Genomic DNA, 25,529 nt, shown 5'->3' on the forward strand with positions numbered 1-25,529 from the left:
TTATCATGAATCGTATTTTAATATCGTTGTTTTTCTGTCTGTATATCGCCGATGCGCAGGCACAGGCCCCGCTTCGTGTGTTGAGCTACAACATACTGGAGGGGATGGTGACCGACACCACCAAGGGAAAGGAAGTGTTTGTACAATGGGTGAAACAATTCAACCCGGATATGGTGGCTTTGCAGGAGTGTAATAAATTCACCCAGAAAACACTGGAGGAACTGGCTGCCACCTGGGGTCATCCCTATGCCGTGATCGTAAAAGAGAACGGTTATCCTACCGGGCTTACTTCCCGGTATCCCATCACCAATATCCAAAAGGTAACGGAGAACATGACCCATGGCTTTATTATGGCCAATGTGCTGGATTATAATATTGTGGTGTTACATCTTAATCCGCATAAGTTCCGCAAGCGCCGGGAGGAGATCGCCAATATCCTGGCCAACATCGCACAAAAGAAAGATAAGCATGGTTGGGTACTAATGGGGGATTTTAACTCCAACACCCCGTTGGACATGGCCCGCCTGGACACCAATAGGATCAAGGCAGCCCATCTCAATGCTGTGAAGAAAAATCCGAAAATTGAAAATCTGGAGGATGGCAGCATTGATTTCAAGGTGCAGCAACACCTGCTGGATGCGGGTTTTGTAGACGCCCTTTATGCATATGACCGGGCGGAACGTGCTACCGGCGGCAAGGATACTATCCGCAGTAAATCCCGCATAGATTATATCTATCTCAGTAAAGATCTGGCGAAGAAAGTAAAGACCTGTCATTTTATTTATGATGATTTCACGGCCAAATACTCCGACCACCGGCCTGTTTACATGGAACTGAAAAAATAATGGCTGCTATGAAAAAATATTTATTCGACTATTATATGTTCATCGCAGCAGCTATCTTATTGATGGCGGCGGCTTGCCGTAAAACGGAAGACTACCGCTTCAGTACACCGCTGGCGATCGATGCCCGTATCATCCGGCTGGGTGCTGCGGCAGATACCACCCGCTTCATCGTGTATGCCGATGGCGACTGGAACCTGGAGCTGGCAGCCGAAACGCCGTGGCTGCAGTTACAGACTACCAGCGGTCACGGTAAGAGCGATGCGCTCGTGGAAGTAACGGATAACAGCGGGCAGCTACCCCGTGCTGCCAAACTGGTGGTGAAAGGCGGTGGTAAATCTGACACCATCGTGCTACAACAAAAAGGGCTTACCCCTGCGCTGGCCATCATGGACGAAACGGCGCAGACTATCTCGAACGGAGGTACCTATAAGTCGGTGATCAATACCAACGTACCGCTGGACCTGATGACGGTGGGTTACGGCTACGACGCTACGGGAGCCGTCAACTGGTTGTCGGGCCTTCTGGTAAAAGATGGTTACCTGTTCTTTAAAGTAGATACCAACCAGCTGCCTGTTGCACGGACGGTGATGCTGCGCCTCAGCTACCTCGATGCGCTGGGCACTACCACCAAAGACAGCATTGTTATTAAACAGCAGCCGGGCATGAGCTATGAAGGGGCCGTGCAGAAGGACTTTGCCTATGTAAAACAAGCGTTGGCCAATGGTGTTGTCAGCGAAAATATTTTTGTGGAAGGTATTGTGATCAGTGACAAAGGGCATCCCAATATGGCGCAAAACCTCAATAAATCCACCGATAAGCACAGTCTCGACAAAACAGAAAACAGTATAGCCGTGTACGTACAAAGCCCGGATGGTACCAGTGGCCTGTATTTCAAAACGAAGACGCCGGGAGATAATATCTTCAACTTCAACGACCGGGTGAAGATATGGCTGAAAGGCGTCACCGTACAGCAACTGCAGAATCCGTCCCGCACGGTTGTTTCCGGTGTTGATGTACTGCATATTATGAAGAAAGATGCCGGTACCGGCGTGTTGCAACCGAGGGAAAAGTATATGTCCGCTTTAACCGACAATGATCTCTATACCTATGTGAAGCTGAAAGACGTAGAGATTTCCGTTCCCAGCGGGGCCTTTACCAATATCAACGAAGGCTATGCAGCGCGTATGGATTGTTATCCGATGAACATCCGGGATATACAGGGCAGCAGCATGTATATGCTCACCAACCTGGACGTGCTGTACCGCCGCGATGGCAGAAAGGTGCCGCAGGGCTCCGGGGCTGTTGCCGGTATCGTGGTGCATGAAACGTACGACCGTTACGGTGGTAACATCGGAAAGTATGCTATCCGCCATCTGAAGCGGGAGGATATTGCGCTCAACGAAGACCGGACCAATGGTTTTTCGCATGTGCTGGTGGAGTGGAGCCGGTTTAAAACGGAATATGCCGCCACGCCTACCGAAACACAGCACCCATTGACGCCGGATGTTGGCAGCGGCCGTATTTACCAGAGCGGCAAAAAATATCTCGACTATACCAGCAGCGGCATTACGCCTACTACGGATTACAATGGCCTGCTGCAGGAGCCTACCACCAACAAAGGGGCTGTGAGCAATGGAGGCTGGGGCTGTAAAGGCTGGTGGAACGCTGCTACCAATACCGGTGAGTCCTGGGTGATAGAAGTATCCACGAAAGGCGTCAGTTCCCCGCTGTCTGTGCAGGTGGAAGGGAACAGCGACATCGGTGGGCCGCGTAACTTTGTGGCTGAATGGTCAGTGGACAACGCTGCCTGGAACAGTCTTGGTAACTTTACTTTCCAGGACGTGGCCAACTGGTCCAATACTTTGCTGACGCAGGTAGCGGGGCAGAAGGTGCTGAATTTCCAGCTGCCGCAGGCGGCTTCCGGTCAGGATAAGCTGTACATCCGGTTACGGGTGGCCAATAAAACGGCCGGTACTACGAACAGCGCTACAGGCGGGTCGATAACAGCAACGGCTACCTGCCGGTTGTCGCATGTGTCGGTGAAGTATAACAAGTAAGATTTTATTATCTGCCTATCAAGGAGACTACGGGAAAAGTAGTCTCCTTTTTTTATTTATCTGACGGTAACTTTATATCTTTAGATGGTTAGCCTAATCGTAAAATAATATGCCCAAAAATAAACTGGACACATTCAAAAACTACCTCGGATACGACGGGAATAAAGTCAATGAAGCAAAAGCATTGGCGGTATTGGAAGAAATAGGTGTAGGCGCCGTGAATGACGGCGCTTTCCTGAAGGGGACGGACTTCGCGGCAGCATATAATGAAAGAAGAACTGAAAATAACGCATAAACTTTATAGGAGACTTTTATAATTATTACATTCAATGAAAAGATATAGAACCCTATACCTGATTATCGCTTGCCTGCTTACAGCATGCCTGGACCCGTTTTTGCAAGATGAGAAAAAGATAACAGGCAATTTATACCTTTTGAAAAATGAAAATCATGATATATCAGTTGGTGTAGGAGGTGATGGTAGTAATTATCAGCTATTAACCGATGGACAGGTAGTAGAAGTCTTCGTTGCGGATACCAATTTGTATGTAAAAGAGATCGTTAACTGGAACGCTATCGATACGGTATACAATTCCATGTCAATGACGAATGACAGAGAAAATGTAACGTGTGACAGGTATACTTATGATTCGGTGAAGAACCTGGTGGTTCTGCGTAAAGGTATTATCATATCGGGATGGCACGTTCCTAAATAAAAAAATAATATATGCTAGCTTCGAGAGATGAAGCAGTTGCCTTTGCTTCCTTTTTGAAAATCACATTGCTGTCGGAAGAGGAGAGACAAAAGGAGTTGTACAACGCAAAATGCGAACACGAGATAGCCGATGAAACAGTAATGATAGATGAAGTACAGCTATTACAACAATATATCCAGGCAAAGTTTGTTCGATATACAAACACATATATCGAGACATTCTTCCATGCGAAATTTGGTTTGCATATAAAGATTACAGGTGCTGGACCAGTGTTACATGCTTGTCGCTGTTGTAACTATAAAACGTTGGCGGAAGTGTGCGCGTATGATATCTGCCCGGTTTGTTTTTGGGAAGACGACGGTACATCGGAAACATATAAATATAGTTCGCCCAATAGGATGACATTATCGGAAGCAAGGGCAAACTTTAAAAGGTATGGAGTCGTGGAGGAGCGGTTCGTGGCTATCGTTGATCCAGAGAGGATGATGCAATATTCTCCAGGCACTGGAGATGATCAACCGGGTATATTCCCTACCTTCGCGCCATGAACGAAGAACAACTGATCTCCTGGGTGAGAAAATGTATGCAGCCTATTGGCCCTATCAGCACGCGGCCGGTTATGCAGGGGCAGGCTATCTATCTGGAAGGTGTTCTCTTCGCTTATGCGGCGGGAGAGCAGCTTTGGTTCCGGACTGATGATGAAAGCGACCTGGTATGGGATGCTGCTGGCAGCGAATGGTTGCGTGGCACGAAGAAAGATGGTTCCGCTACGTATGAACCATACCGCAGCGCACCGGAATCGGCCTATACGGATGAGAAGGAGATGCGTAAATGGGCCAAGCAGGGTATGGCCGCCGGACGACGGGGAAAGAAAAATTAACCACTACAACGGGACGTTGTAGCTCACCTTTACCTTGTCCATTACCACGTGTGTGTAAAAATGTTTCAGGTTCGGGTTGTCCATAAGATGTTTTTTGGAGAACGCTTCAAAATGGGCCATGTCCCGTGTATGAACGATGAGTACAAAGTCATAGGTGCCCGTCACATAATAACATTGCGCCACCTCGGCGCAATTTTTCATGGCGGCTTTGAATTTATCGATTGACTTAGAGCTGCCTTCGTGCAGCACCACATCCACCACGCAGCTGATGCCTATGCCTGCGGCCAGTGGAGAGATGACAGCCACCTCCGCTTCAATCACCTTTTCATTCCGCAGTCTCGTAAGGCGCCGTTGCACGGCGCTCTGGCTCAGGTTCACCTCTTCGCTGAGCTGTTCAGTGGTGAGCCGGTTGTTTTGTTGCAACAGGCGGAGCAACGCTTTGTCATATTCATCGAGTGGAAACATAATTTACCCGTTTGTAACAGGAAAATAGGTAAAATATGCCGATTGTGGAACGATAACGGAGAATTTAGTCGCTGTGACGCCGGTAATTTTGTGGTATAGCTAAAAATAATATACCATGACGTCCGCATTACCTGTTCAAACACTCCTCAACACGGTGTTCTCCCCGGAAGAAATACAGCGCTTCAGGGAAGAGACTGCCGGTACCCGCCATGTCATCCACCTCAATAATGCAGGGGCAGGATTGATGCCCGATGTGGTAACGCAGGCGCAGCTGGACCATATCTCCCTGGAGTCCCGCATCGGAGGGTATGAAGCCGCTGCTTTGCAGGCCGAGGTGGTAAAGGCTTTTTATCAGCAATGTGCCCTGCTGCTGAACTGCAAACCTGCCAATATCGCTTTTACGGCCAGCGCTACCGATTCCTATACACGGGCCCTGTCGGCCATCCCCTTTGAAAAAGACGATGTGATACTGACAGACCGCGACGACTTCGTTTCCAACCAGATCCAGTTTCTTTCTCTTCAGAAAAGGATAGGTGTCAGGATTGTACACATCAACAATGCGGCAGTTGGTGGGGTAGACCTGAACGACCTCGGGGAAAAGCTGCATCATTACCGGCCAAGGCTACTGGCAATAACCCATATTCCCACCAACTCCGGGCTGGTGCAGCCAGTGCATGAGATCGCTGCTATCTATAGTGATTATGTAAAAGTACATCCCGGTAAAACCTGGTACATCCTCGACGCATGCCAGAGCGCCGGGCAGATGAAGCTGGACGTAAAAGCGTTGCAATGCGATTTTTTAAGCATGACCTGTCGTAAGTTCCTCAGAGGCCCCCGCGGTACCGGAGCACTGTACATCGCAGACAGCGCATTGCAGGCAGGATTGGAGCCGATGTTCATCGATATGAGGGGAGCCGAATGGACCGGAAAGGATAGTTATCAGCAACAACCCGATGCAAAACGGTTTGAGGATTGGGAGTTTGCCTATTCCTCTGTTATCGGTACGAAGGCCGCCATAGAATATTGTCTGCAGATAGGGGAAGAGCGTATCTGGCAGCAGGTACGGCTGATGGCCGCTATCACAAGGGAAAAGCTGGAGGCGATAGACAAGGTCCGGGTGCTGGACCGCGGCCCGGAAAAAGGCGGACTGGTAACTTTTCATGTAGAAGGGAGTGACCCGCTACACATCGTGAACGGGCTGTTAAAAAGAAAGATCAACGTAGTGCCCAGCTATCGTGCATTCGGCCTGCTAGACTTCGATGATAAAGGCGTGAAATGGGCCGTCAGGGCTTCGCCGCACTATTATAATACAGTGGAGGAAATTGATGCGTTTATTGCATCGCTGAAAGAAATTATCTGAATAAAAAGCCGGACATCTTTTACCAGGAAGATGCCCGGCCTTTTTTATTAAGTGTACTATTTACCCTATTAGCGAAAAAAGTATCTGTCTTGGGTAAAATCAAATAAATAACCTACACTATTTTTCTCCATATTTGCTTTAAGATTCAACCGAAATTTAATGACCTTGTGCGAATCGGACCAAAGAACCCGTGAATTCCGAAAGGCGCTGTAAATTCAAAGCAGAACTGTATTTCCACTGACTAACAAAAGCTGATCCTTGTACTGACAGGCGTTATGAAATCCTAAAGACGACTACTTATCCACAGATCTTTTGCTGGCCAATGCCGACGAGAAAAGATAATGTTTATGGCTATTTTAATGCAAACGATTGCATTTCAAATGGTTAACGGTCGGTGATCCCATACAGATGATCGCAGCAACAGGTACTTTTCCGGCATTTTTTATGCAAACGATTGCAAAAAATAAATCGCTATTTTATCAATCCTTAAAAAAAGTACGCATGTACAAAAGACTACCAGTAACACGATAAAAACAATACAACACTGATATCAACCAAAACAGTTTAATGACCGGCAGCGCGATAACCGCAGCCTGCCTGAGAGATCTATGCCCATAAGCATGGTCCGCCTAAATAAATTTCACATGAAAAACAGCATTCTCTTCTTCCTGTGTTGCACATGGATGTCATTGCTGCTGCTACTGCCCGTAAAGACAACCGGGCAGGGTAAGCCAACAACCGGCACCGTCACGGAAAAAATCAAAAAAGAAGTCCGCGGACTGGTAACCGACACCTCCGGCGCACCCATGCCCGGCGTTACCGTACTGGTGAAAAACAGCCCGAACATCGGTACCACCACCGACATGAATGGCCGCTACATTCTGGCCGTACCGGACAATACTACCGTTATCGTCTATACGATGGTGGGGTACACGCCACAGGAAATACCGCTCAACGCCCGCGGTATCATCAATGTACAACTGAAAACATCTTCCAGTCAGCTGAATGAAACCGTCGTGGTGGCCTATGGTAAACAGAAAAAGGCTTCGGTCATCGGCTCCATCACCACCATCAATCCCGGTGAACTGAAAGTGCCCTCCAGCAATCTCACTACGGCACTGGCAGGCCGCCTCGCAGGCGTTATCGCCTATCAGCGCAGCGGTGAGCCCGGCATGGACAACGCGGAATTTTTTATCCGCGGCGCCACCACCTTCGGCTACAAAAAAAGTCCGCTTATCCTCATCGATGGCATCGAATACGATGTCACAGAACTGGCCCGCCTCACAACAGACGATATCGCCAGTTTCTCCATCATGAAAGACGCTACGGCCAACGCCCTCTACGGCGCCCGCGGCGCCAACGGCGTCATCCTCGTCACCACCAAAGAAGGAAAGGAAGGCAAGGCCAAATTCAACCTACGCCTCGAAAACTCTATCTCGGCACCTACCCGCGATGTGGAACTGGCAGATCCCATCACCTATATGGAACTGAACAACGAAGCAGTGCTCACCCGTAACCCGCTGGCGCCGGTCACCTACCCGCAAAGCAAAATAGATAACACCAAAGCCGGTACCAATAAAGACGTGTTTCCCACCACCAACTGGAAAGAAATGCTCTTTAAAAAACAGACGGTCAACAAACGGGCTAACTTCAACCTGGGCGGCGGCGGACAAATAGCCACCTACTTCGTCTCCGGCGGCTATACGAAAGACAACGGTATCCTCAACGTGGATGGCCGCAATAACTTCAACAACAACATCGACCTCACCACCTATACGCTACGTTCCAACGTCAACATACGGGTAACGAAATCAACCTCCGCTATGGTACGCCTGCACGGCACCTTCGATGAATATAAGGGGCCCATCGACGGTGGCGAAAAACTCTACCAGAAAATGATCTGGTCCAACCAGGTGCTTTTCCCCGCTTATTACCCGGCTGACGACGCCCACCAGTTCGTTGCCCACCCGCTGTTCGGCAACTTCAACAACGGCGAATACCTCAACCCCTACGCCGACATGGTGAAAGGATACAAACAATACTCCCGCTCCCTGATGCTGGCGCAGTTCGAGATAAAACAAGACCTGTCCTCCTTCATCACAAAAGGCCTGTCTGTCCGCGCCATGATGAATACCAACCGCCAGGCTTACTTCGATGTGTCCCGCCAGTACTCGCCTTTCTGGTATGCCGCCAACAACTACGACAAACTCAATAATACCTACGTATTGCGGGACATCAACCCAGACCAGGGAACAGATTATCTGAATTATGTACCAGGTAAAAGGACCGTGGCGTCTACCTTCTACCTGGAATCTGCAGTGGATTATAACCGGACTTTCGATAAACATGGTCTCGCCGGCATGCTCATCTTCATTGCCCGCAACAATCTCCAGACCATCGACGATATCTCCAATCCCGGTGTCAACCTGCTGCAGAAATCACTGCCGTCCCGCAACCTGGGCCTCTCCGGCCGCGTTACCTATTCTTACGATAACCGCTTCTTCGGGGAATTTAACTTCGGCTACAACGGTTCCGAACGTTTCTACAAAACAGAACGTTACGGCTTCTTCCCCTCTGCAGGAGCAGCCTGGTTCGTTTCCAACGAAAAATTCTTCCAGCCGCTGGAAAAGGTCATCACCAAGCTAAAAGTCAGAGCCAATTATGGCCTGGTAGGTAACGACGCTATCGGCAATGAAGATGACCGCTTCTTTTACCTCTCCAACGTAAACATGAACGACGGCAAGCGGGGAGCCACCTTCGGCGTAAATGGCGGCTATAACCGGTCGGGCATCTCCATCGGCCGCTACGACAACCAGGCCATCACCTGGGAAACGGCCCAAAACTCCACCTTCGGACTGGAGATCAGCCTGTTCAACAAACTGGACATCATCGCGGAATATTTCACGGAACAACGGTACAATATCCTCATGGACAGAGCCTCCACGCCCAAAACCATGGGCCTGCAGGCTACGCCCAAAGCCAATGTAGGCAAGGCGCAATCCAATGCCTTCGACTTCACGGCTGATTTTAATACCAACATCGGCAGGGAATTTTTTCTGACCATGCGCGGCAACTTCACCTTTGCACGCAATAAATTCAAAGCGTACGAAGAACCCCGCTACGACGAATGGTACCGCTACCACGTAGGCTACCCGATTTCCCAACGCTGGGGATACATCGCGGAACGCCTCTTTATCGATGACGAAGAAGTAAGAAGCTCCCCCCAGCAGGCTTTCGGTAACTTCAAAACCATGGGCGGCGATATCAAATTCCGCGATGTCAACGGCGACGGACAAATCACGCCCAGCGATATGGTACCCATCGGTTTCCCTACCACGCCTGAAATTATCTACGGCTTCGGCTTCAGCGCCAAATACAAAGGCGTGGACTTCTCTGCCTTCTTCCAGGGATCCGCCCGGTCTTCCTTCTGGATAGACGTCAATGCTACTTCTCCCTTCATAGACGTGGACGACAACAGCGCTGTTACTTCCGAAACACAACTGCTGAAAGCATATGCAGACAGTCACTGGTCGGAAGAAAACCGCAACCTGTACGCTCTCTGGCCCCGCTTAAGCCCGGTACTCAATACCAACAGCACCCAAAGCAGCACCTGGTTTATGCGCAACGGCGCATTTCTTCGTCTCAAACAGGTGGAACTGGGATACACCGTGCCGCAGCATCTTACAAAACGTATCCACATGTCTAACCTGCGGGTGTACGCCAATGCCACCAACCTGGTCACTTTTTCCAAATTCAAACTGTGGGACATTGAAATGGGCGGAAAGGGACTTGGATACCCTATCCAGCGGGTGGTGAACTTTGGTTTGATGGTGGGCTTCTGATAACGACTAAAATTAAAATCATGAGATATAAAATAATGATCGCATTGGTATGGATCGGCGCTTTCTGTTCCTGCAGCAAGTACCTCGATGTGGTGCCGGACAACGTGCCTACGATCGACAATGCTTTTACCCTGCGCTCCTCCGCAGAAAAATACCTGTTCACCTGTTTTTCCTATATGCCCAGGAACGGGCATTTCAACGATAACGTGGCTTTCAACGGAGCCGATGAAGTATGGTACGATGACCCCATCCGCGATGTGGACCCTACCAATTTCAATATCGCCAAAGGACTGCAAAGCATGACCAGCCCGCTGGCCAACTACTGGAGCGGTACCGCCCGCGGTACTTCGCTCTTTATAGGCATCCGCGACTGTAATACTTTCCTCGCCAATATTGGCAAGGTGAGAGAACTGCGACCATATGAGCGGGAGCGATGGACCGCAGAGGTCAAATTCCTGAAGGCCTATTACCATTTCTTCCTGCTTCGCTGCTATGGCCCTATCCCGCTGATCAAAGAAAACCTGCCGGTGTCTGCGGGCTCCGAGGAAGTACAGGTATATCGCCAGCCGATAGATACCTGTATCAATTACATTGTACAGTTGCTGGATGAAGCTGCGGGCAACGAGTTCCTGCCGGCTAAACTGGAAGGCACCGAAAATACCGAACTGGGAAGAATCACCAAATGCATCGCACTGGCGCTGAAAGCCAAAGTGCTGGTGACTGCCGCCAGTCCCTTCTTCAACGGTAACCCCGATTACAGCCGTATGATAGATAATCGCGGGGTACAACTATTTCCTGCCAGCTACAGCGCTGAAAAATGGGCCCGCGCCGCGCAAGCCTGCAAGGAAGCAATAGATATTTGTCACGCTAACGGGTATACGCTGTATCACTTCCCCGGTAACTTCGGCTATAAGATCAACGATACCCTGCAGACGCAGCTGGATATCCGTGCAGCCATGACCGATAAACAGAATAATACGGAAGTGATCTGGCCCAATACCAACAGTACCGCCGGCGATATACAACGGTGGTCCATGCCGCTGATCGCCAACGGCGCCAGCACTGCCGGCCCTAAAGGCATCATCGCGCCCACAATGAAGATGATAGAGATGTTCTACAGCAAAAACGGAGTGCCTATCACAGAAGACAAAACATGGGATTACAGTAAACGTTATACGCTGCGTACCGCTGCTGCTGCAGACAAATATTACATCCGGACAGGGGAACAGACCGTGGAACTGCATTATGACCGGGAGCCGCGTTTCTACGCCGACGTAGCGTTTGACCGCGCGGTATGGTTTGGCAACTGGATACTCAATTATAACAAAGACAGCGCGCTCTATTTCGTGAAAGCCCGTGCTACGGAAATCGCCTCCCGGAGAGGTATCAGCAACTACTCCGTGACTGGCTACTGGGTGAAGAAAACAGTCAACATCGAAAGCAGCGCCGCTACCGATGGTAATATCACCAGCGGCCTGGTTGCTTATCCGTGGCCGGAAATGAGGCTTGCGGATCTTTACCTGCTGTACTCGGAAGCGTTGAATGAGGTAAACGGTCCGGGCGCCGGCACCATGCAGTGGATCAACCTGGTGAGGACAAGGGCGGGGCTCAAATCAATAGAAGAATCCTGGACCAACTTCTCCAAAAATCCGGTGAAATATACCACCAAAGAAGGACTGCGGGAAATCATACAGCAGGAGAGGGCTATTGAGCTGTGCTTCGAAGGCCAGCGTTTCTGGGACCTGAGACGGTGGAAAACAGCGCACGTGGCGCTCAATAACCCGATCAAGGGATGGGATATCACACAGAACGCAGCGCCTTCCTACTATAAGGAAGTCCTCTTGTTCAATCAGCGCTTCGGCATGCGTGATTACCTGTGGCCTATTGAAAATGGCGAGATGATCATCAACAAAAACCTGGTGCAGAATCCCGGCTGGTAATCTTTTTCATGATGCTAAAAATTTACTGAAATGAAACGTTTTCATATTCTTTTATGTACAATACTGACAGCTTTCTTCGCCTGTAAGCAGGACCAGCTGAAACCTATCTCCGGAGATAAAACGCCGCCAAACCCGATCATGAACCCTACAGTCATAGGCATGGCGGGAGCGGCAGAAATCTCTTATTCTCTTCCGGACGATCAGAACCTCTCGTATGTGCGGGCCGAGTTTGAGATCAATGGCGTAAAGAAAGAGGCTAAGTCCTCCTATTTCAAAAGATCCGTGAGGGTGGAAGGTTTCGGCGATACCGCGGAACATACGGTGACGCTTTATGCCGTCAGCCGCGCGGAGGTGGCTTCTTCGCCTGTGCAAGTCAGGGTGAAACCATTGCCGCCGGCTATCTGGAAAGTATACAAATCGCTGGACGTGGCGGAGGCTTTCGGCGGACTGCAAGTGAAATTCAGCAATGAAGACAGGGGTAAAATCGTGATCGTTACGCTGCTCTACGATCCTGCGGCTAAAGAATGGCGTAATGTGAACAACTTCTATTATGGCCTGGATTCCGGCAGGTTTACTGTCCGTGGGCTGCAGCCGGTAAAGCAGCAGTTTGGTATTTATATCAAGGACCGCTGGGATAATAAAAGCGACACCCTGCGGTTTGAACTGACACCCATATACGAAGAAGAGCTGGACAAGTCGAAGTTCATGAGCGCTATGAAGAAAAAATATCCCATACCGCAGGTGGCGCCGTTGCCGAAAACGCCCGGTGTAAAGATTGTGGAACCGGGCAACCTGTCGTCCTGGCCGATTGATAATATGTGGAACGGTATCATCGGCAACGAAGGGTATCATACTACGGAAAACAAGGACGTGCCTGTCTGGATACCCATTGATCTTGGCGTAAAGGCGGTGATCAGCCGTTATAAGATCTGGCAGCGGCAGGCCGCTTATATCTACAACCATGGTAATCCGCATGAGTGGGAGTTGTGGGGCACCAATACCCCGACAGATGTGAACAGCTGGGTGAAGCTGGACCATCAGATCATGGAGAAGCCTTCCGGGCTGCCACTGGGCCAGAATTCCAACGAAGACATCGATGCTGCCGCGGCAGGGCAGGAGTATGAACTGCCCGTCGGTACGCCGGCGGTGCGGTACATCGCATGGAAACACATCGACAGCTGGGCTGCCGTTGACGGTATTATCGGGCATCTCCACATCAGTGAGATCGCTATCTGGGGACAAATCAAAAAATAATCAAAATAATTATCATGAAAGATATAAAAGCCCGATGGCTGTTGCCGGTGATGGTATTACTGCTGGCAGCCTGCAGCAAAATGGACGATACCTATCAGCAGTTCCTGGACGGAGGGGAGATCATCTATACCGGCAGGGTGGATTCGCTGAAAGTGTTGCCTGGTAAGAACAGGGTATTGTTGTCCTGGTACCTGGTATCAGACCCGAAAATAACCACCTGCCGCGTATACTGGAACCAGCGTGGCGATTCGACAGAAGTGCCTGTAAAACGTACAGGCGGTACCGATACCATCCGGCTGATACTGGATAAGCTGCCGGAGAATATTTACACTTTCCAGGTGTATACCTACGACAATGCAGGGCACTCGTCCGTAAAGGAAGAGGCGATCGGCAACGCTTACGGCGACGCCTATATTGCCACGCTGTCTAACCGGCCCGTGCGCTCCGCCAAATACGACGCTGCCAAAAAGGAAACGACCATCTGGTGGTTTGGTGTGAATAATCAGGTACAACATGTGGAGGTATTGTATACTAATTCCGCCGGTGTGGAAACGAAAGTGGTGCAGCGTGCTGACAGTGTGCCGGAGAATCCGCGTGATCCGCTGGAATTCCGTGCTTCGCTGAAGCTGCCGGATTATAAGGCAGGCACATCCTTCCGCTTCAGGACAGCCTATAAACCGGTAAAGATAGCGATCGACACATTTTATACAGCTTATGAAACGCGGGTCATGCAATAATGATCAAAAAAATTATAACGGGAAATGTGTATTTTGGAAGACCATGCTGGCGGAAACCGTCGTATAAATTTTCCCGTTTAGAAAATACATCACTGATACAGCGAAAAATAATCCACTATATGAAAGCAATGATGGCAGGCCTGTTGACACTGCTGGTGATCAACACAGAAATGGCTACAGCACAGAAAAAATCCGCCGCTGCGGACCTGACGCATTTTCCAAAGGGAAGTACGCCGAAAGAAATCGGTAAGAGGGTGGCGGAACGTTTTGTTGCCTCGCCGCATCCCAACTTCGGAAAACCAGCGCCGCCGAAGAAAATCACCTACCCGGAAGTTTGCGCGTGGTATGGAGCGCTAACGTTTGCACAAGAAAGCGGTGATAAGGCGCTGTCAGGTAAGCTGGCGCAGCGTTTTGAGCCGTTCTTTACCACGGAAGCCTCGTTGGTGCCTGCTGCGGACCATGTGGACCACACTGTTTTCGGCGCAGTGCCGCTGGAGCTGTATATGCAGACCAAAGACAAACGTTACCTGGACATGGGAAAGGCCATTGCTGACAAACAGTGGGGCACACCGGAAGGGCCGCATGTAAAGCCTGAATCGCAGGGGTATGCAGACCGGGGGCTGACCTGGCAAACGCGTATGTGGATTGACGATATGTTCATGATCACCGCGGTGCAGTCGCAGGCCTATCGCGCGACCGGTGATAAGGCGTATATTGACCGCGCCGCAAAGGAGATGGTCGTTTATCTGGATTCCTTACAGCAGCCTAACGGCCTCTTTTATCATGCGCCGGACGTGCCTTACTTCTGGGGCCGCGGCGACGGCTGGATGGCAGCGGGTATGAGCGAACTGCTGCGTTCCCTGGGCAAAGACAATCCCGACCGGGAGCGTATTATGAAAGGATATAAAATCATGATGGCGTCTCTGTTGAAGTACCAGGCGCCCGATGGCATGTGGCGGCAGCTGATCGATGACCCGGAAGCCTGGCCGGAAACTTCCGCTACAGGGATGTTTACCTTCGCCATGATCACCGGTGTGAAGAACGGATGGCTGGATGCAGCCACCTATGGCCCTGCGGCACGCAAGGCCTGGCTGGCGCTGGTGAAGTATATCGATGATAATGCAGATGTACGGGAAGTGTGTGAAGGCACCAATAAAAAGAACAACCGGCAGTATTATCTCGACCGCGGCCGTATTACCGGCGACATGCACGGACAGGCGCCACTGTTGTGGTGTGCCACGGCCCTTTTGAGAAAATAAAAAATTTTGGAATTTTTTGATTTAAGGATTTCGGGAGTTATTTGTCCATTGAGTATTTGATGTTTCTAAAATAGCTGGATGGTCAAATAACTCCCGAAATCCTTAAATCAAAAGATCCGTAAATGCGTTGCTTCGTCAGTAATCTCCTTGCCTTCCTGTTCCTGCTGCTTTTCCGCCTCCTCTGCTGCGATATCCCTTCTGTCTTCTTCCTCCATTAGTTCATCGATTTCGAGATCATCTTCCTCTTCGCTCAGCATATCTTCAGATGCGTCTGTACTGCGTGATTGCTCATCCTGGTTGCCCCGCTGAGGCACAGGTTCCTGTTGATGGTTGATGACATCGTCCGGTTGAATATCATCTTCACGCAGGGGTCCTATGGGTGTGTGCTGCGTAGTCATATTGGATAATTTATACTGTTAACCCCCAAAAGACACGCCGTATTTTCGCAATGATTTTTGCTATTAATTCTAACTACGTATATAATAATTTATAATTATAACTAATACGAATTTAATTATTAAATAATAATATTTGTTACTAATTTATACGGTCGAATGAATGGCCATTGTATGAGAAACCTGGCTTTTTCTTAGCCATATAAATTGTATTCCACGGTATGATTTATATAAAAGAAAAGATATGAACATAACAGATGCTGAATTGGTTTTACGGCTCCGAAACAACGACGTGAGCGCTTTTGACAGCCTATATGGGAATTATCATCAGGCCGTGTACCGCAATATCCTCAAGTTTGTAAAAGATGTAGCTGTAGCAGAAGACATCTTGCAGGAAGTGTTTGCCAGGTTGTGGGAGAAGCGTTTGGAGATACAGGCGGAACAGTCCGTAGGCGGCTGGCTGTTTGTGATCAGCTTCAACCTGTCGGTCAGCTGGGTACGCAAAAAACTCAAAGAACAGGCGCTGCATAAAAACCTGCTGGACCTGGGGCCGGAAGATCATATGATGATTGACCGGAAAAACATGGACGAAGAACAGTACAGCCTGCTTGAGCAGGCCATCGCGCAGTTATCTCCCAAAAAAAGGACGATTGTAACCCGCTGCAAGCTGGAAGGCAAAACCTATGACGAAGTAGCCAGCGAGCTCAATATCTCCCGTAATACCGTTAAAGAACATCTCTCTGCCGCCATGGTCAAATTAAATGACTATATGCTCCGCAATGGTGACCATAAATACATCGTTCTCTTCCTTTTTTTCTTTACCCTTCACAACGCTTCCAATTAAGTTTCTGATAGGAAATGAATTAGGATAAAATAAATATGTTTTTTTTGTGGGAATTACCCACCCACTTTTTATCAACCTGCGTATTTAAATTAAACCGTCACGATAGTGCACAACAGAAAGGAATACCTCAGACAACTGCTACATACGGAGAACTGGTCTGCCACGGAGCAGGAATGGATGCTACAGTACCTGGAAGAAAACGATCTGTCTGACCTGGAAGCGGTAGCCAAAGAGTACTTTCAGGCAGAAGGCCCTGAAATAAAAAATTTGCTGGACGAACGGTTATCAGCCCGACTGCTGAAAAAAATACATCGCCGTGCAGGTATTTCGCAGCCACGCATCTTCGTCCTGTATGGAAGAAAGATAGCAGCCGCTGCCGCCGTAGTGCTGCTCGCCGGCGCATCCTGGTACCTGCTGGTACGTCAGCAGGTGAAACAACTGGTGATGAGCAGCGGCCACCAACATAAAACAGTGACATTACCCGACGGATCTATGGTATACCTGGAAAAAAGTTCCAGCATCACCTATCCCGAAAACTTTGGAAAAAAAAACAGAACGCTGCAACTCAACGGTGAAGCCTTCTTCGACGTAAAACAGAACAGTAAACATCCGTTTGTGATATCCTCAGCCCTGATCAACACCACCGTACTGGGCACTTCCTTCAACATGGAAGCCCGTAACAATGGTGTCGCAAAAGTAGTAGTAATATCCGGCAGCGTACAGGTAAACACCCGTACCGGTGAAACCAGTCCGCAGCATCAACTGGTGCTCAGCGCCAACAAAAGCGCAGTTTACCACGCCGCTTCCCGGGGACTGGAACTGATAGACGCTACAGAGGATGCACGCTTTTTCCGGCAGAAACAGAGCGGAAAATTTAGCTATAAGGGACAGCCATTGTCCGCAGTGCTCAATGACCTGCAACGCTTTTATAACGTGCCGGTCAGCGCCGACAAAAAAATGGAACATTGCAGCTTCTTTGGCGATTTCAACACCACCGACGATCTGCAGGAAACACTTACAATCATTGCCGTGACCTTGAACGCCAGCATTAAAAGAGATGCTAACGGAGACGGATATGTTATAGTTGATGGCAATTGCCACTAATAACCGATTAAAGAAGAAAATACCGTTAACCAAAATCAAATGCAAGATGGAATACTTGTTTTGTAGCTAAAGACCTGACTTACTTAGAGAAATAAAAGTTGTATTGCTGGTAAGCTATCCTGTGTAACTTTTAGCCTGGAAATGGTTCTCATACCTGGTTATCTGCCATTGATGGAATACGCCTGTATTCTTTCAACAGGGCCCCTATTGCCAATACATTCCCGATATTTTTTCATTTCACAACCAAACTAAATTGCTATTATGAATCATATCGCTTCTTTCTCGTCTGGTTAATAATAATTGTCTTATAGACACTAAAAAATAAACTGCATAGCAGAAGGCCCTTTATTGCCCGGTTTTCCAGCAAAGCCGGAGAGGGATTCCTATTACCCGGAATGAAACAAACATTTATTCAATATGCATAGTAAAACCCGATACTACATTTGTTGTCTGACGCTCTTCCTGTCGCTGTTCCACCTGCAGGCGGGCGCCGTGGATCTTCAGGATGCGCTCGACAAAAAAATTACCCTCCACCTGCACGATGTCGTACTGAAAGATGCACTGGAGAAAATCAGCAACCTCGCGGAAGTATCCTTTGTATACGTCGGCAGCGAAGTACTGAACGCCAACAAAATCAGCATCTCCGCCCGCAACGAAAAAGTCGGTGATCTGCTGCACAAAATATTAACGCCCTACGCCCTGTCCTACAGCGTTATCTACGACCGTATCGTCATTAAACACGACGCCTCCCGGAAAGTGACAGCCCTCGCCACTGTCAGCACTACCCGACAGGTAACGCCGCGCTTCACGGACATAAAAGGCATCGTCACCTCTGAAAAGAAAGAACCGCTGCCTGGCGTGACCATCATCCTGAAAGGCTCTTCAAGAGGCACCACCACCAACGCTAAAGGCGAATTCGAAATCCGCAGGGTGCCCGGCGACGCCATACTGGTGTTCAACTTCACCGGCTACAAAATGGAAGAAGTGCACTCCCGCGAATTCAAAAACGGCAGCCTTACCATCGTGATGAAAGAAAAACCCACCCGCCTCCAGGAAGTGGTGGTGACCGGCTTTCAAAGCATCGATAAAAGTAAATTCTCCGGAGCAGCTACCCGCCTCAAAGGCGACGATGTAAAAATCGACGGGGTAACGGATGTCAGCCGCATGCTCGAAGGCCGCGTGGCCGGCGTGGCCATACAGAACGTATCCGGCACCTTCGGCACCGCACCGAAAGTAAGGGTACGCGGCGCCACCTCCATCAACGGCGACAACAAACCGCTCTGGGTAGTTGACGGCGTAGTACTGGAAGACGTGGTGAACATCTCCAACGACCAGCTGTCCAGCGGAGACCCCACTACCTTGCTGGGGTCTGCAGTGGCAGGCCTCAACGCCAACGATATTGAAAGTTTCGATATCCTGAAAGATGCCGCGGCTACTGCCTTGTACGGCGCCCGCGCCATGAACGGCGTAGTGGTGATCACCACCAAAAAAGGACGTGCAGGCAAACCCGTTATCGCCTACAGCGGCAACTTCAGCACCCAGTTGAAACCCAACTACAACAATTTCAATATCATGAACTCCGGCCAGCAGATGTCTGTGCTGGCGGAGTTGGAGCGTAAAGGCATCCTCACTTCGGATATCCTTTCCCGTGGTGATATCGGCGTTTTCGGTAAACTCTACGAATCACTGGACGCGGACGGCGATGGCAATTTCCCCGTACAGAACGATCCTGCCGCGATGAAAGCCTTCCTGCTGCGCTACGCCAACGCCAACACCGACTGGTTTGGCCTGCTGTTCCGCAATAACTTTGTGCAGGAACATTCGCTCAGCATCTCTTCCGGTACCGATAAATCGCAGTCTTATTTTTCCACCAGCTTCTATAGTGATAATGGCTGGACACTGGCCGATAAAGTAAACCGCTACACCCTCAATTACCGTAATACCTATAAATTCTCTGACCGGCTGACCGCCGGTTTCTCCGCTTTGGCATCTGTGCGTCAGCAAAAAGCGCCGGGAGCACTAACCCGCAGCAGTAATCCGGTGGAAGGGCAATATGACCGCGACTTTGATATCAACCCGTTCAGCTACTCGCTCAACACCAGCCGCACGCTCACCGCCTATGATCAGAACGGCCACCTTGAGTATTTCCGGAGAAACTTCGCGCCGTTCAATATCATCAATGAACTGCGCAACAACTCCCTCAACCTGAACATGATGGACCTGCGCCTCCAGGGCGATCTCGGCTGGAAACTCACCCGTAACATCCGTTACGAATTTACCGGCGCTATCCGCTACGTAAAATCCTCGAGGGAACATCAGATCACGGAGAACGCCAACATGGCCAACGCGTACCGCGCCGCCGGGAACGCTACCATCGCACGGAACAACAAATTCCTCTACCGCAATCCCGACGATCCGGATGCACAGCCTGTCATCGTACTGCCCGCCGGCGGTTTCTACAACCGTACAGAAGACCAGCTGATGAACTTCGACTTCCGTAACGGCCTTACCTACGCCGACACGTTTGCCCGGAAGCATAACATCAACCTGCTGGTAGGGCAACAGGTGAAATATGCCGACCGGCAGAACGCATCCAACACCGGCTACGGCTATCAGTATGAAAACGGCGGAACACCGTTTGTAGATTACCGTATCCTTAAGCAAACCATTGAGTCTAATTTTCCTTACTACGGCATGGGCCGCGATTATGACCGCTTTGCGGCTTTTTATGCTTCCGGCACTTATGCCTACAACAACAAATACAACCTCACCGCCACCGGCCGTTATGACGGTTCCAACAGGCTGGGACAGTCCCGCAAAGCCCGCTGGCTGCCTACCTGGAGCGTGGCAGGTTCGTGGAACATGGAGCAGGAACCCTTCCTGCAGAAAGTGAACTGGCTCAACTACCTCACGCTGCGCGCCAGCTACGGTTTGACCGCCAGCATGGGCCCCGCTACCAATTCCAACATCGTTTTCCAGACTATCAACACCCGCAGGCCGCACCTCAATGAAGTGGAATCTGTGATCGCCCTCGCGCACCTGCAAAATGACGACCTCACCTGGGAAAAGCTCTATACCACCAACGTCGGACTGGACGGCGGATTTTTCAACAACCGGCTTAATATCTCTCTCGACCTCTACACCCGCAAGAGCTTCGATCTTATCAGTATTATCAAAACATCCGGCATAGGTGGCGAAATGTATAAAGCGGCCAACTATGCCGATATGACTTCCAAAGGAGTGGAACTGCTGATCGGAGGGGATGTGGTACGTAAAAAGGACTGGGGTTGGAAAGCCAACATCACCTTCGGTTACAATACCAATAAGATCACCAATGCCAAGAATATCCCGGCCATTTTTGATCTGGTAGTAGCAGAAGGCGGCAACAAAGAAGGGTATCCGGTGCATAGCCTGTTTTCTTTACAGTACAAAGGCCTTTCTCCGAAAACAGGCATGCCCTCCTTCATCAACCAGGATGGCGTGGTAAGTCCCGATGTAAACCTGCAGGACCTTAAAACAGCGCAACTGGTGTATGAAGGCCCCGTAGATCCCCCGGTGACCGGCGGTTTCTCCAATACTTTCCGCTATAAAGCCCTTTCACTCAATGTCTTCTTTACTTATCAATGGGGCAACAAAATCAGGTTGTACCCTGCTTTTAAAACCGCTTATTCCGATCTGGACGCCATGCCCAAAGAGTTTTATGACCGCTGGGTAATGCCGGGAGATGAAGGTACCACCCGCGTGCCTTCTATCCTCGACGCCTATGAACAAACGCTGATCCGCGGCGCCTATCCGTACAACAACTACAACTATTCCACTGAACGGGTGGCTAAAGGAGATTTTATCCGGCTGAAAACCGTATCGCTGACTTATCAGCTGCCCGTTTCCCTCATTCGCCGTGTTGGTTTCAACAGCATGTCAGTGAGCGGCGCCGCTATCAACCCGTGGCTCATCTATGCCGATAAAAAGCTGCATGGCCAGGACCCGGAATTCTTTAATTCCGGCGGCGTAGCCCAGCCTATTCAGAAGCAATTCACCCTGTCAATAAAAGTTGGTATTTAAAAATGGACCTATGGAACTGAGATATATAACTGTTTCGACTACACGTTTTATAAGACCCTTTGTGACAGCTGCGCTGACCGTCTGCCTGCTCACACTGGGCGGCTGTCGCAAGTATCTCGAGCAGGTGCCGGACAGCACCTGGACAGACCTCAGCACGCCCGACAAAGTGTCTAAGCTGCTGGGCACCGCTTACCCGCAGTCCTCCTATGTCACCATGTGCGAAGCGATGACAGACAATGTGTCTGACAAAGGCGCCGGCGTCATCAGCCGCCCCAACCAGGACGCGTATTTCTTCCGGGACATACAGTCCATCGAACAGGACTCTCCCGAAGCATACTGGACGGCCTGTTATGTCGCCATCGCTGCGGCCAACCAGGCGCTGCAGGCCTGTGAAAAAGCCGCTGATAAAAAGGCCTACGCCACCCAACGCGGGGAGGCACTGGTAGCACGCGCCTATGCACACTTTATGCTGGTCAACATCTTCTCCCGGATGTATGATGCCGCCACCGCTGCCAACGATCCCGGTATTCCCTATGTGACCGTTCCGGAAACAGTGGTGATCAAACAGTACGAACGCAAGACCGTGGCCTATGTGTATGATATGGTGGAGAAAGACCTGCTGGAAGGCTTGCCGCTGATCAGCGATGATACCTACAAAGTGCCGCGTTACCATTTTAACCGCAGCGCTGCCTATGCTTTCGCCACCCGGTTCTATCTCTACAAGAAAGACTATGCGAAAGTGGTACAGTATGCCGACATGGCCTTTGCCAACAACGATGTGGCCAACAATATGCGCGGCTGGAACACTACTTACAGCGCCCTGTCACCCGAACAGATCTTCGATCTCTATGCCAACGCCAAGGAGAACGCCAACCTGTTACTGGTAGAGACACAGTCCCTCTACGGCCGCAGCGTAGGCCAATACCGCTATGACCTGGACTATGCCAAACAGATACAGATCCTCGGGTACAATGTCACCGGCGGCCGCTGGGCTTACCCGCTCTATTACACCGGCTCCCAGAACTACTTCGTGCCCAAGCTGACGGAATACTTTGTGAAATCTTCTGTCAACGCTACTATCGGTCAGCCTTATGTAATGGTGCCGTTGTTCACCACCGAAGAAGTACTGTTCAACCGGGCGGAAGCCAATGCGCACCTGGGAAGGACCGCTGCCTCTCTGAAAGATCTGAACCTCTTCGCCAGCAAACGTATCCGCAACTACGATCCGTCTGTGCACACGATCACCACTTCCTCCATCCGTAGCTTCTACGGTATCAGCAATGAAAAAGACGGCCTGGTACATACCATCCTCGACTTCAAAAGAGCGGAATACCTGCAGGAAGGCATGCGCTGGTTTGACCTGCAGCGCTACAAAATGACGGTGGTGCATACTACCCGCGAAGGAGAGGTGCTGGAACTGAAACCGGGAGATAACCAATGGTTGTTCCAGATACCACAGTCCGCCACCACTTCCGGCATCGCATTAAATCCGAGATAATAATCAACCAAACCAAAATCGCTGCATATGAAACTTTTTCTTCTCGCTTTGTCCTTTCTGTTGCTGATGTCCTGCAGCAAGAAGGACGACCTGGGCAAGGTAGACGACATCCCCGGACTGGGAGGCGATACCTGGGTAAAAGGCCCGCTGGACCGGTGGCTCTTTGATACGCTCACCGTGCCATACAACATTGCCGTAAAATATAAATGGGACCAGTTTGAATTTGAACTGAATAAAACGTTGGTGCCTCCCCGTGAGGACAAGATCATCCCGGTGATGAGCGCCATCAAAAAAGTATGGATGAGCACTTATATCGCGGAAGCCGGTGAGTTGTTTTTCCGCCGCTACTGCCCCAAGTACTTCATCCTCAGTGGCAGCGCCAGCTGGAACGAAAACGGCACCATCACGCTGGGCACCGCAGAAGGCGGCCGTAAAGTAGTGTTGTACCTCGTCAACGATTTCGTTACCCGCGACATGCCCAACTATAAACCCGGCGACTCTGCCAATGTGAAACAGATGTTTCATGTTATTGAACATGAGTTTGGCCATATCCTGCACCAGACAGTGATGTACCCCGTGGAATTCAAGCGTATAACCGCCGGTCTGTACACCGCCAACTGGAATAATATCGATGATATATCCGCCCGTAGGGATGGCTTCGTTACCCCTTATGCCATGTCGGGTTATGACGACGATTTTGTGGAGATGATATCCGTCATGCTGGTAGAAGGCAGGGCCGGATTTGATAAGATCGTGAACAGCATCCCTCCGGGATACAGCATCAATGGTACGCCGCAGGCCGAAGCCAAAGCGAGGCTCCGCCGTAAGGAAGCCATGGTGGTCAGCTACTTCCAGACCGTATGGCACATCGATTTTTACAGCCTGCAATCCCGCACCAGAAGAGAAATCAATAAGCTATTGTATTAACCATTTGGGTATGAGAAAGAAACTTTTGTACTTATTACTGGTCCTTGCAGGGATCTACTCCTGTAAGAAAGAATCAGACCCGCTGTTCGACAAGTCGCCGGATGAGCGCCTCAACGATACGTTACAACGCTATCAGCAGATACTGACCCGCGCGCCTTACGGCTGGAAAGCCATGGTGTATCCGGGCGGCTCTCCCAAATCGGTGTACAGCTTTTATTTCCGGTTCAACGACTCCAACCGGGTGCAGATGTACAGCGACTTTGAACCGTCGTCCACCGTTACTGCCAAAGAAAGCAGCTGGCGGCTCAAAGCATTGCAACAGCCAAGCCTCCTGTTCGATACCTACTCTTACTTGCACGTGCTCTGTGATCCCGATGCGGGCGAGAACGGTGGTGAATACGGTAGAGGGCTGGGATCGGACTTCGAGTTTGCCATCAACGGCATGACCGGCGACACGATGGTGCTGACCGGCCGTTTCAACAGAAGCCGGGCCATATTGGTAAAGGCTACACAGCAGGAACAGGCAGATTATTACCAGCAGCATATCAACCGCAACATCGATAGTGTACGGAAAATACTGACCTATTTCCACAAACTGACCACCGGTACGGCGCGCTACGATGTGGAAGTGAACACGCTGACCCACCGTATCACCTTTACCTGGGTGGCAGGTGGACAGGTAAAGACTGCTACTACCGGCTACTACTATACGTCCAAAGGTATTGCCCTGTCACCGGCATTTACGGACGGTTCCACTACCATCAGCCAATTCGATAACATCAAATTTGAAGACGGCGCCGTAAAAGGCACCATCAACGGTCAGCCTGCCAGTATCTCCGAAACGGTAAGACCACTGGCCATAGATATCGCTGCACCCAAGCGCTGGTACCAGTACGCCCTTAACCAGCGCCGTTACTGGATTGCCGAAAGAGGCTTTCATGTCAACGGCGTGGACGATGCCTACGGACTGCATACGCTGCCGGATTACATGGCAGCCACGTTCTGGCCTGAGGCCGCCGGTCCCGGTTCTGGTATCGATGCCTTCGGCATCATCGTACCCGACGAAGGCCAGCCTACGCTGATGTATGGCGTACTGCATGATACCCCCGCTTTCACCACCGACGGCCGCGTGATCTTCAATGACAGAGGGTTGTTTGGCAACCCGCCGCCGGACCCTACGCCGTTGTTGCGTACCCGTACGCTGATGGCGGAACAGACAGGTTTCTTCCTTGTACAGACAGGCGCCACCACCTATGACATGGTCAGCGCCAAAGACGGTAAATCATGGATCACCTGGGTGTTCTGATAAAAGATTAACCCCATCTGAAAACCAGCAAATGTTTT

General features: G+C 50.3%; 20 protein-coding genes. 18 read left to right on the plus strand and 2 right to left on the minus strand.

What is annotated here, in order from left to right:
- Positions 1–5: 5 nt before the first annotated feature.
- The 6 genes from B5D63_RS02205 to B5D63_RS02230 all read left to right on the plus strand — a co-directional run bounded on the left by B5D63_RS02205 (position 6) and on the right by B5D63_RS02230 (position 4,498).
- Positions 6–845 carry an endonuclease/exonuclease/phosphatase family protein gene (locus tag B5D63_RS02205; protein ID WP_078667133.1) on the plus strand — a complete coding sequence of 280 codons (840 nt, stop codon included), beginning with the start codon at positions 6–8 and terminating at the stop codon, positions 843–845.
- 8 nt (positions 846–853) lie between these two features.
- The gene (locus B5D63_RS02210; RefSeq protein ID WP_143312739.1) at positions 854–2,902 is read left to right on the plus strand and encodes a BACON domain-containing protein; all 2,049 of its coding nucleotides are present in this window, start codon (positions 854–856) and stop codon (positions 2,900–2,902) included.
- Between the two features lie 109 nt (positions 2,903–3,011).
- The gene (locus tag B5D63_RS02215) at positions 3,012–3,197 is read left to right on the plus strand and encodes a hypothetical protein (RefSeq protein WP_078667135.1); all 186 of its coding nucleotides are present in this window, start codon (positions 3,012–3,014) and stop codon (positions 3,195–3,197) included.
- Between the two features lie 34 nt (positions 3,198–3,231).
- Entirely contained in the window at positions 3,232–3,618 is a 387-nt protein-coding gene (locus B5D63_RS02220; protein ID WP_078667136.1) for a hypothetical protein, read from the plus strand.
- 11 nt (positions 3,619–3,629) lie between these two features.
- Complete coding sequence (locus B5D63_RS02225) at positions 3,630–4,166, plus strand: CPCC family cysteine-rich protein (protein ID WP_200816896.1); 537 nt, start codon at positions 3,630–3,632, stop codon at positions 4,164–4,166.
- Positions 4,163–4,498, plus strand: a complete 336-nt coding sequence (locus B5D63_RS02230; protein WP_078667137.1) for a TfoX/Sxy family protein — start codon at positions 4,163–4,165, stop codon at positions 4,496–4,498. The genes B5D63_RS02225 and B5D63_RS02230 overlap by 4 nt, the downstream gene beginning before the upstream one ends.
- A gap of 3 nt (positions 4,499–4,501) precedes the next feature.
- On the opposite strand, the gene B5D63_RS02235 is transcribed toward B5D63_RS02230, so the two are convergent.
- On the minus strand, positions 4,502–4,963 hold the full coding sequence (locus B5D63_RS02235) for an Lrp/AsnC family transcriptional regulator (RefSeq protein WP_078667138.1): 462 nt from the start codon (positions 4,961–4,963) through the stop codon (positions 4,502–4,504).
- Positions 4,964–5,078: 115 nt separating this feature from the next.
- Here B5D63_RS02235 and B5D63_RS02240 point away from each other — a divergent pair, with 115 nt between their 5' ends.
- From B5D63_RS02240 to B5D63_RS02265, 6 genes are all read left to right on the plus strand, one after another.
- Positions 5,079–6,323 carry an aminotransferase class V-fold PLP-dependent enzyme gene (locus tag B5D63_RS02240; protein ID WP_078667139.1) on the plus strand — a complete coding sequence of 415 codons (1,245 nt, stop codon included), beginning with the start codon at positions 5,079–5,081 and terminating at the stop codon, positions 6,321–6,323.
- A gap of 644 nt (positions 6,324–6,967) precedes the next feature.
- Positions 6,968–10,165: a SusC/RagA family TonB-linked outer membrane protein gene (locus B5D63_RS02245; RefSeq protein ID WP_078667140.1), complete on the plus strand. Its 3,198-nt coding sequence runs from the start codon at positions 6,968–6,970 to the stop codon at positions 10,163–10,165.
- A gap of 20 nt (positions 10,166–10,185) precedes the next feature.
- On the plus strand, positions 10,186–12,105 hold the full coding sequence (locus B5D63_RS02250) for a RagB/SusD family nutrient uptake outer membrane protein (protein ID WP_078667141.1): 1,920 nt from the start codon (positions 10,186–10,188) through the stop codon (positions 12,103–12,105).
- A 30-nt stretch (positions 12,106–12,135) separates the two neighbouring features.
- On the plus strand, positions 12,136–13,359 hold the full coding sequence (locus B5D63_RS02255) for a DUF5000 domain-containing lipoprotein (RefSeq protein ID WP_078667142.1): 1,224 nt from the start codon (positions 12,136–12,138) through the stop codon (positions 13,357–13,359).
- Between the two features lie 14 nt (positions 13,360–13,373).
- A complete protein-coding gene (locus tag B5D63_RS02260) occupies positions 13,374–14,096 on the plus strand; it encodes a DUF4998 domain-containing protein (RefSeq protein WP_078667143.1) in 723 nt (240 codons plus the stop codon).
- 119 nt (positions 14,097–14,215) lie between these two features.
- On the plus strand, positions 14,216–15,355 hold the full coding sequence (locus tag B5D63_RS02265; RefSeq protein WP_078667144.1) for a glycoside hydrolase family 88/105 protein: 1,140 nt from the start codon (positions 14,216–14,218) through the stop codon (positions 15,353–15,355).
- A 107-nt stretch (positions 15,356–15,462) separates the two neighbouring features.
- Here B5D63_RS02265 and B5D63_RS02270 read toward each other — a convergent pair whose 3' ends face one another.
- Positions 15,463–15,753 (minus strand): hypothetical protein, encoded by a 291-nt coding sequence (locus tag B5D63_RS02270; RefSeq protein WP_078667145.1) that lies wholly within the window; start codon positions 15,751–15,753, stop codon positions 15,463–15,465.
- A gap of 241 nt (positions 15,754–15,994) precedes the next feature.
- Here B5D63_RS02270 and B5D63_RS02275 point away from each other — a divergent pair, with 241 nt between their 5' ends.
- The 6 genes from B5D63_RS02275 (at position 15,995) to B5D63_RS02300 (ending at position 25,491) form a co-directional block, all read left to right on the plus strand.
- The gene (locus B5D63_RS02275; RefSeq protein WP_078667146.1) at positions 15,995–16,594 is read left to right on the plus strand and encodes an RNA polymerase sigma factor; all 600 of its coding nucleotides are present in this window, start codon (positions 15,995–15,997) and stop codon (positions 16,592–16,594) included.
- A 105-nt stretch (positions 16,595–16,699) separates the two neighbouring features.
- A complete protein-coding gene (locus B5D63_RS02280) occupies positions 16,700–17,698 on the plus strand; it encodes a FecR family protein (RefSeq protein ID WP_078667147.1) in 999 nt (332 codons plus the stop codon).
- Positions 17,699–18,115: 417 nt separating this feature from the next.
- Complete coding sequence (locus tag B5D63_RS02285) at positions 18,116–21,760, plus strand: SusC/RagA family TonB-linked outer membrane protein (RefSeq protein ID WP_078667148.1); 3,645 nt, start codon at positions 18,116–18,118, stop codon at positions 21,758–21,760.
- A gap of 10 nt (positions 21,761–21,770) precedes the next feature.
- A complete protein-coding gene (locus B5D63_RS02290; protein ID WP_078667149.1) occupies positions 21,771–23,258 on the plus strand; it encodes a RagB/SusD family nutrient uptake outer membrane protein in 1,488 nt (495 codons plus the stop codon).
- A 27-nt stretch (positions 23,259–23,285) separates the two neighbouring features.
- The gene (locus tag B5D63_RS02295; RefSeq protein ID WP_078667150.1) at positions 23,286–24,185 is read left to right on the plus strand and encodes a zinc-binding metallopeptidase; all 900 of its coding nucleotides are present in this window, start codon (positions 23,286–23,288) and stop codon (positions 24,183–24,185) included.
- Positions 24,186–24,195: 10 nt separating this feature from the next.
- Positions 24,196–25,491, plus strand: coding sequence for a DUF4302 domain-containing protein (locus B5D63_RS02300; protein ID WP_078667151.1), 1,296 nt, complete (start codon positions 24,196–24,198; stop codon positions 25,489–25,491).
- Positions 25,492–25,529 lie beyond the last annotated feature (38 nt).

Origin of the sequence: Chitinophaga eiseniae (assembly GCF_900167135.1) — a bacterium.
Lineage (GTDB): Bacteria > Bacteroidota > Bacteroidia > Chitinophagales > Chitinophagaceae > Chitinophaga > Chitinophaga eiseniae.

Coding starts and splice junctions, on each gene's coding strand:
- B5D63_RS02205 (WP_078667133.1), top strand. CDS start 6: ATGAATCGTATTTTAATATCGTTGTTTTTCTGTCTGTATATCGCCGAT.
- B5D63_RS02210 (WP_143312739.1), top strand. CDS start 854: ATGAAAAAATATTTATTCGACTATTATATGTTCATCGCAGCAGCTATC.
- B5D63_RS02215 (WP_078667135.1), top strand. CDS start 3,012: ATGCCCAAAAATAAACTGGACACATTCAAAAACTACCTCGGATACGAC.
- B5D63_RS02220 (WP_078667136.1), top strand. CDS start 3,232: ATGAAAAGATATAGAACCCTATACCTGATTATCGCTTGCCTGCTTACA.
- B5D63_RS02225 (WP_200816896.1), top strand. CDS start 3,630: ATGCTAGCTTCGAGAGATGAAGCAGTTGCCTTTGCTTCCTTTTTGAAA.
- B5D63_RS02230 (WP_078667137.1), top strand. CDS start 4,163: ATGAACGAAGAACAACTGATCTCCTGGGTGAGAAAATGTATGCAGCCT.
- B5D63_RS02235 (WP_078667138.1), bottom strand. CDS start 4,963: ATGTTTCCACTCGATGAATATGACAAAGCGTTGCTCCGCCTGTTGCAA.
- B5D63_RS02240 (WP_078667139.1), top strand. CDS start 5,079: ATGACGTCCGCATTACCTGTTCAAACACTCCTCAACACGGTGTTCTCC.
- B5D63_RS02245 (WP_078667140.1), top strand. CDS start 6,968: ATGAAAAACAGCATTCTCTTCTTCCTGTGTTGCACATGGATGTCATTG.
- B5D63_RS02250 (WP_078667141.1), top strand. CDS start 10,186: ATGAGATATAAAATAATGATCGCATTGGTATGGATCGGCGCTTTCTGT.
- B5D63_RS02255 (WP_078667142.1), top strand. CDS start 12,136: ATGAAACGTTTTCATATTCTTTTATGTACAATACTGACAGCTTTCTTC.
- B5D63_RS02260 (WP_078667143.1), top strand. CDS start 13,374: ATGAAAGATATAAAAGCCCGATGGCTGTTGCCGGTGATGGTATTACTG.
- B5D63_RS02265 (WP_078667144.1), top strand. CDS start 14,216: ATGAAAGCAATGATGGCAGGCCTGTTGACACTGCTGGTGATCAACACA.
- B5D63_RS02270 (WP_078667145.1), bottom strand. CDS start 15,753: ATGACTACGCAGCACACACCCATAGGACCCCTGCGTGAAGATGATATT.
- B5D63_RS02275 (WP_078667146.1), top strand. CDS start 15,995: ATGAACATAACAGATGCTGAATTGGTTTTACGGCTCCGAAACAACGAC.
- B5D63_RS02285 (WP_078667148.1), top strand. CDS start 18,116: ATGCATAGTAAAACCCGATACTACATTTGTTGTCTGACGCTCTTCCTG.
- B5D63_RS02290 (WP_078667149.1), top strand. CDS start 21,771: ATGGAACTGAGATATATAACTGTTTCGACTACACGTTTTATAAGACCC.
- B5D63_RS02295 (WP_078667150.1), top strand. CDS start 23,286: ATGAAACTTTTTCTTCTCGCTTTGTCCTTTCTGTTGCTGATGTCCTGC.
- B5D63_RS02300 (WP_078667151.1), top strand. CDS start 24,196: ATGAGAAAGAAACTTTTGTACTTATTACTGGTCCTTGCAGGGATCTAC.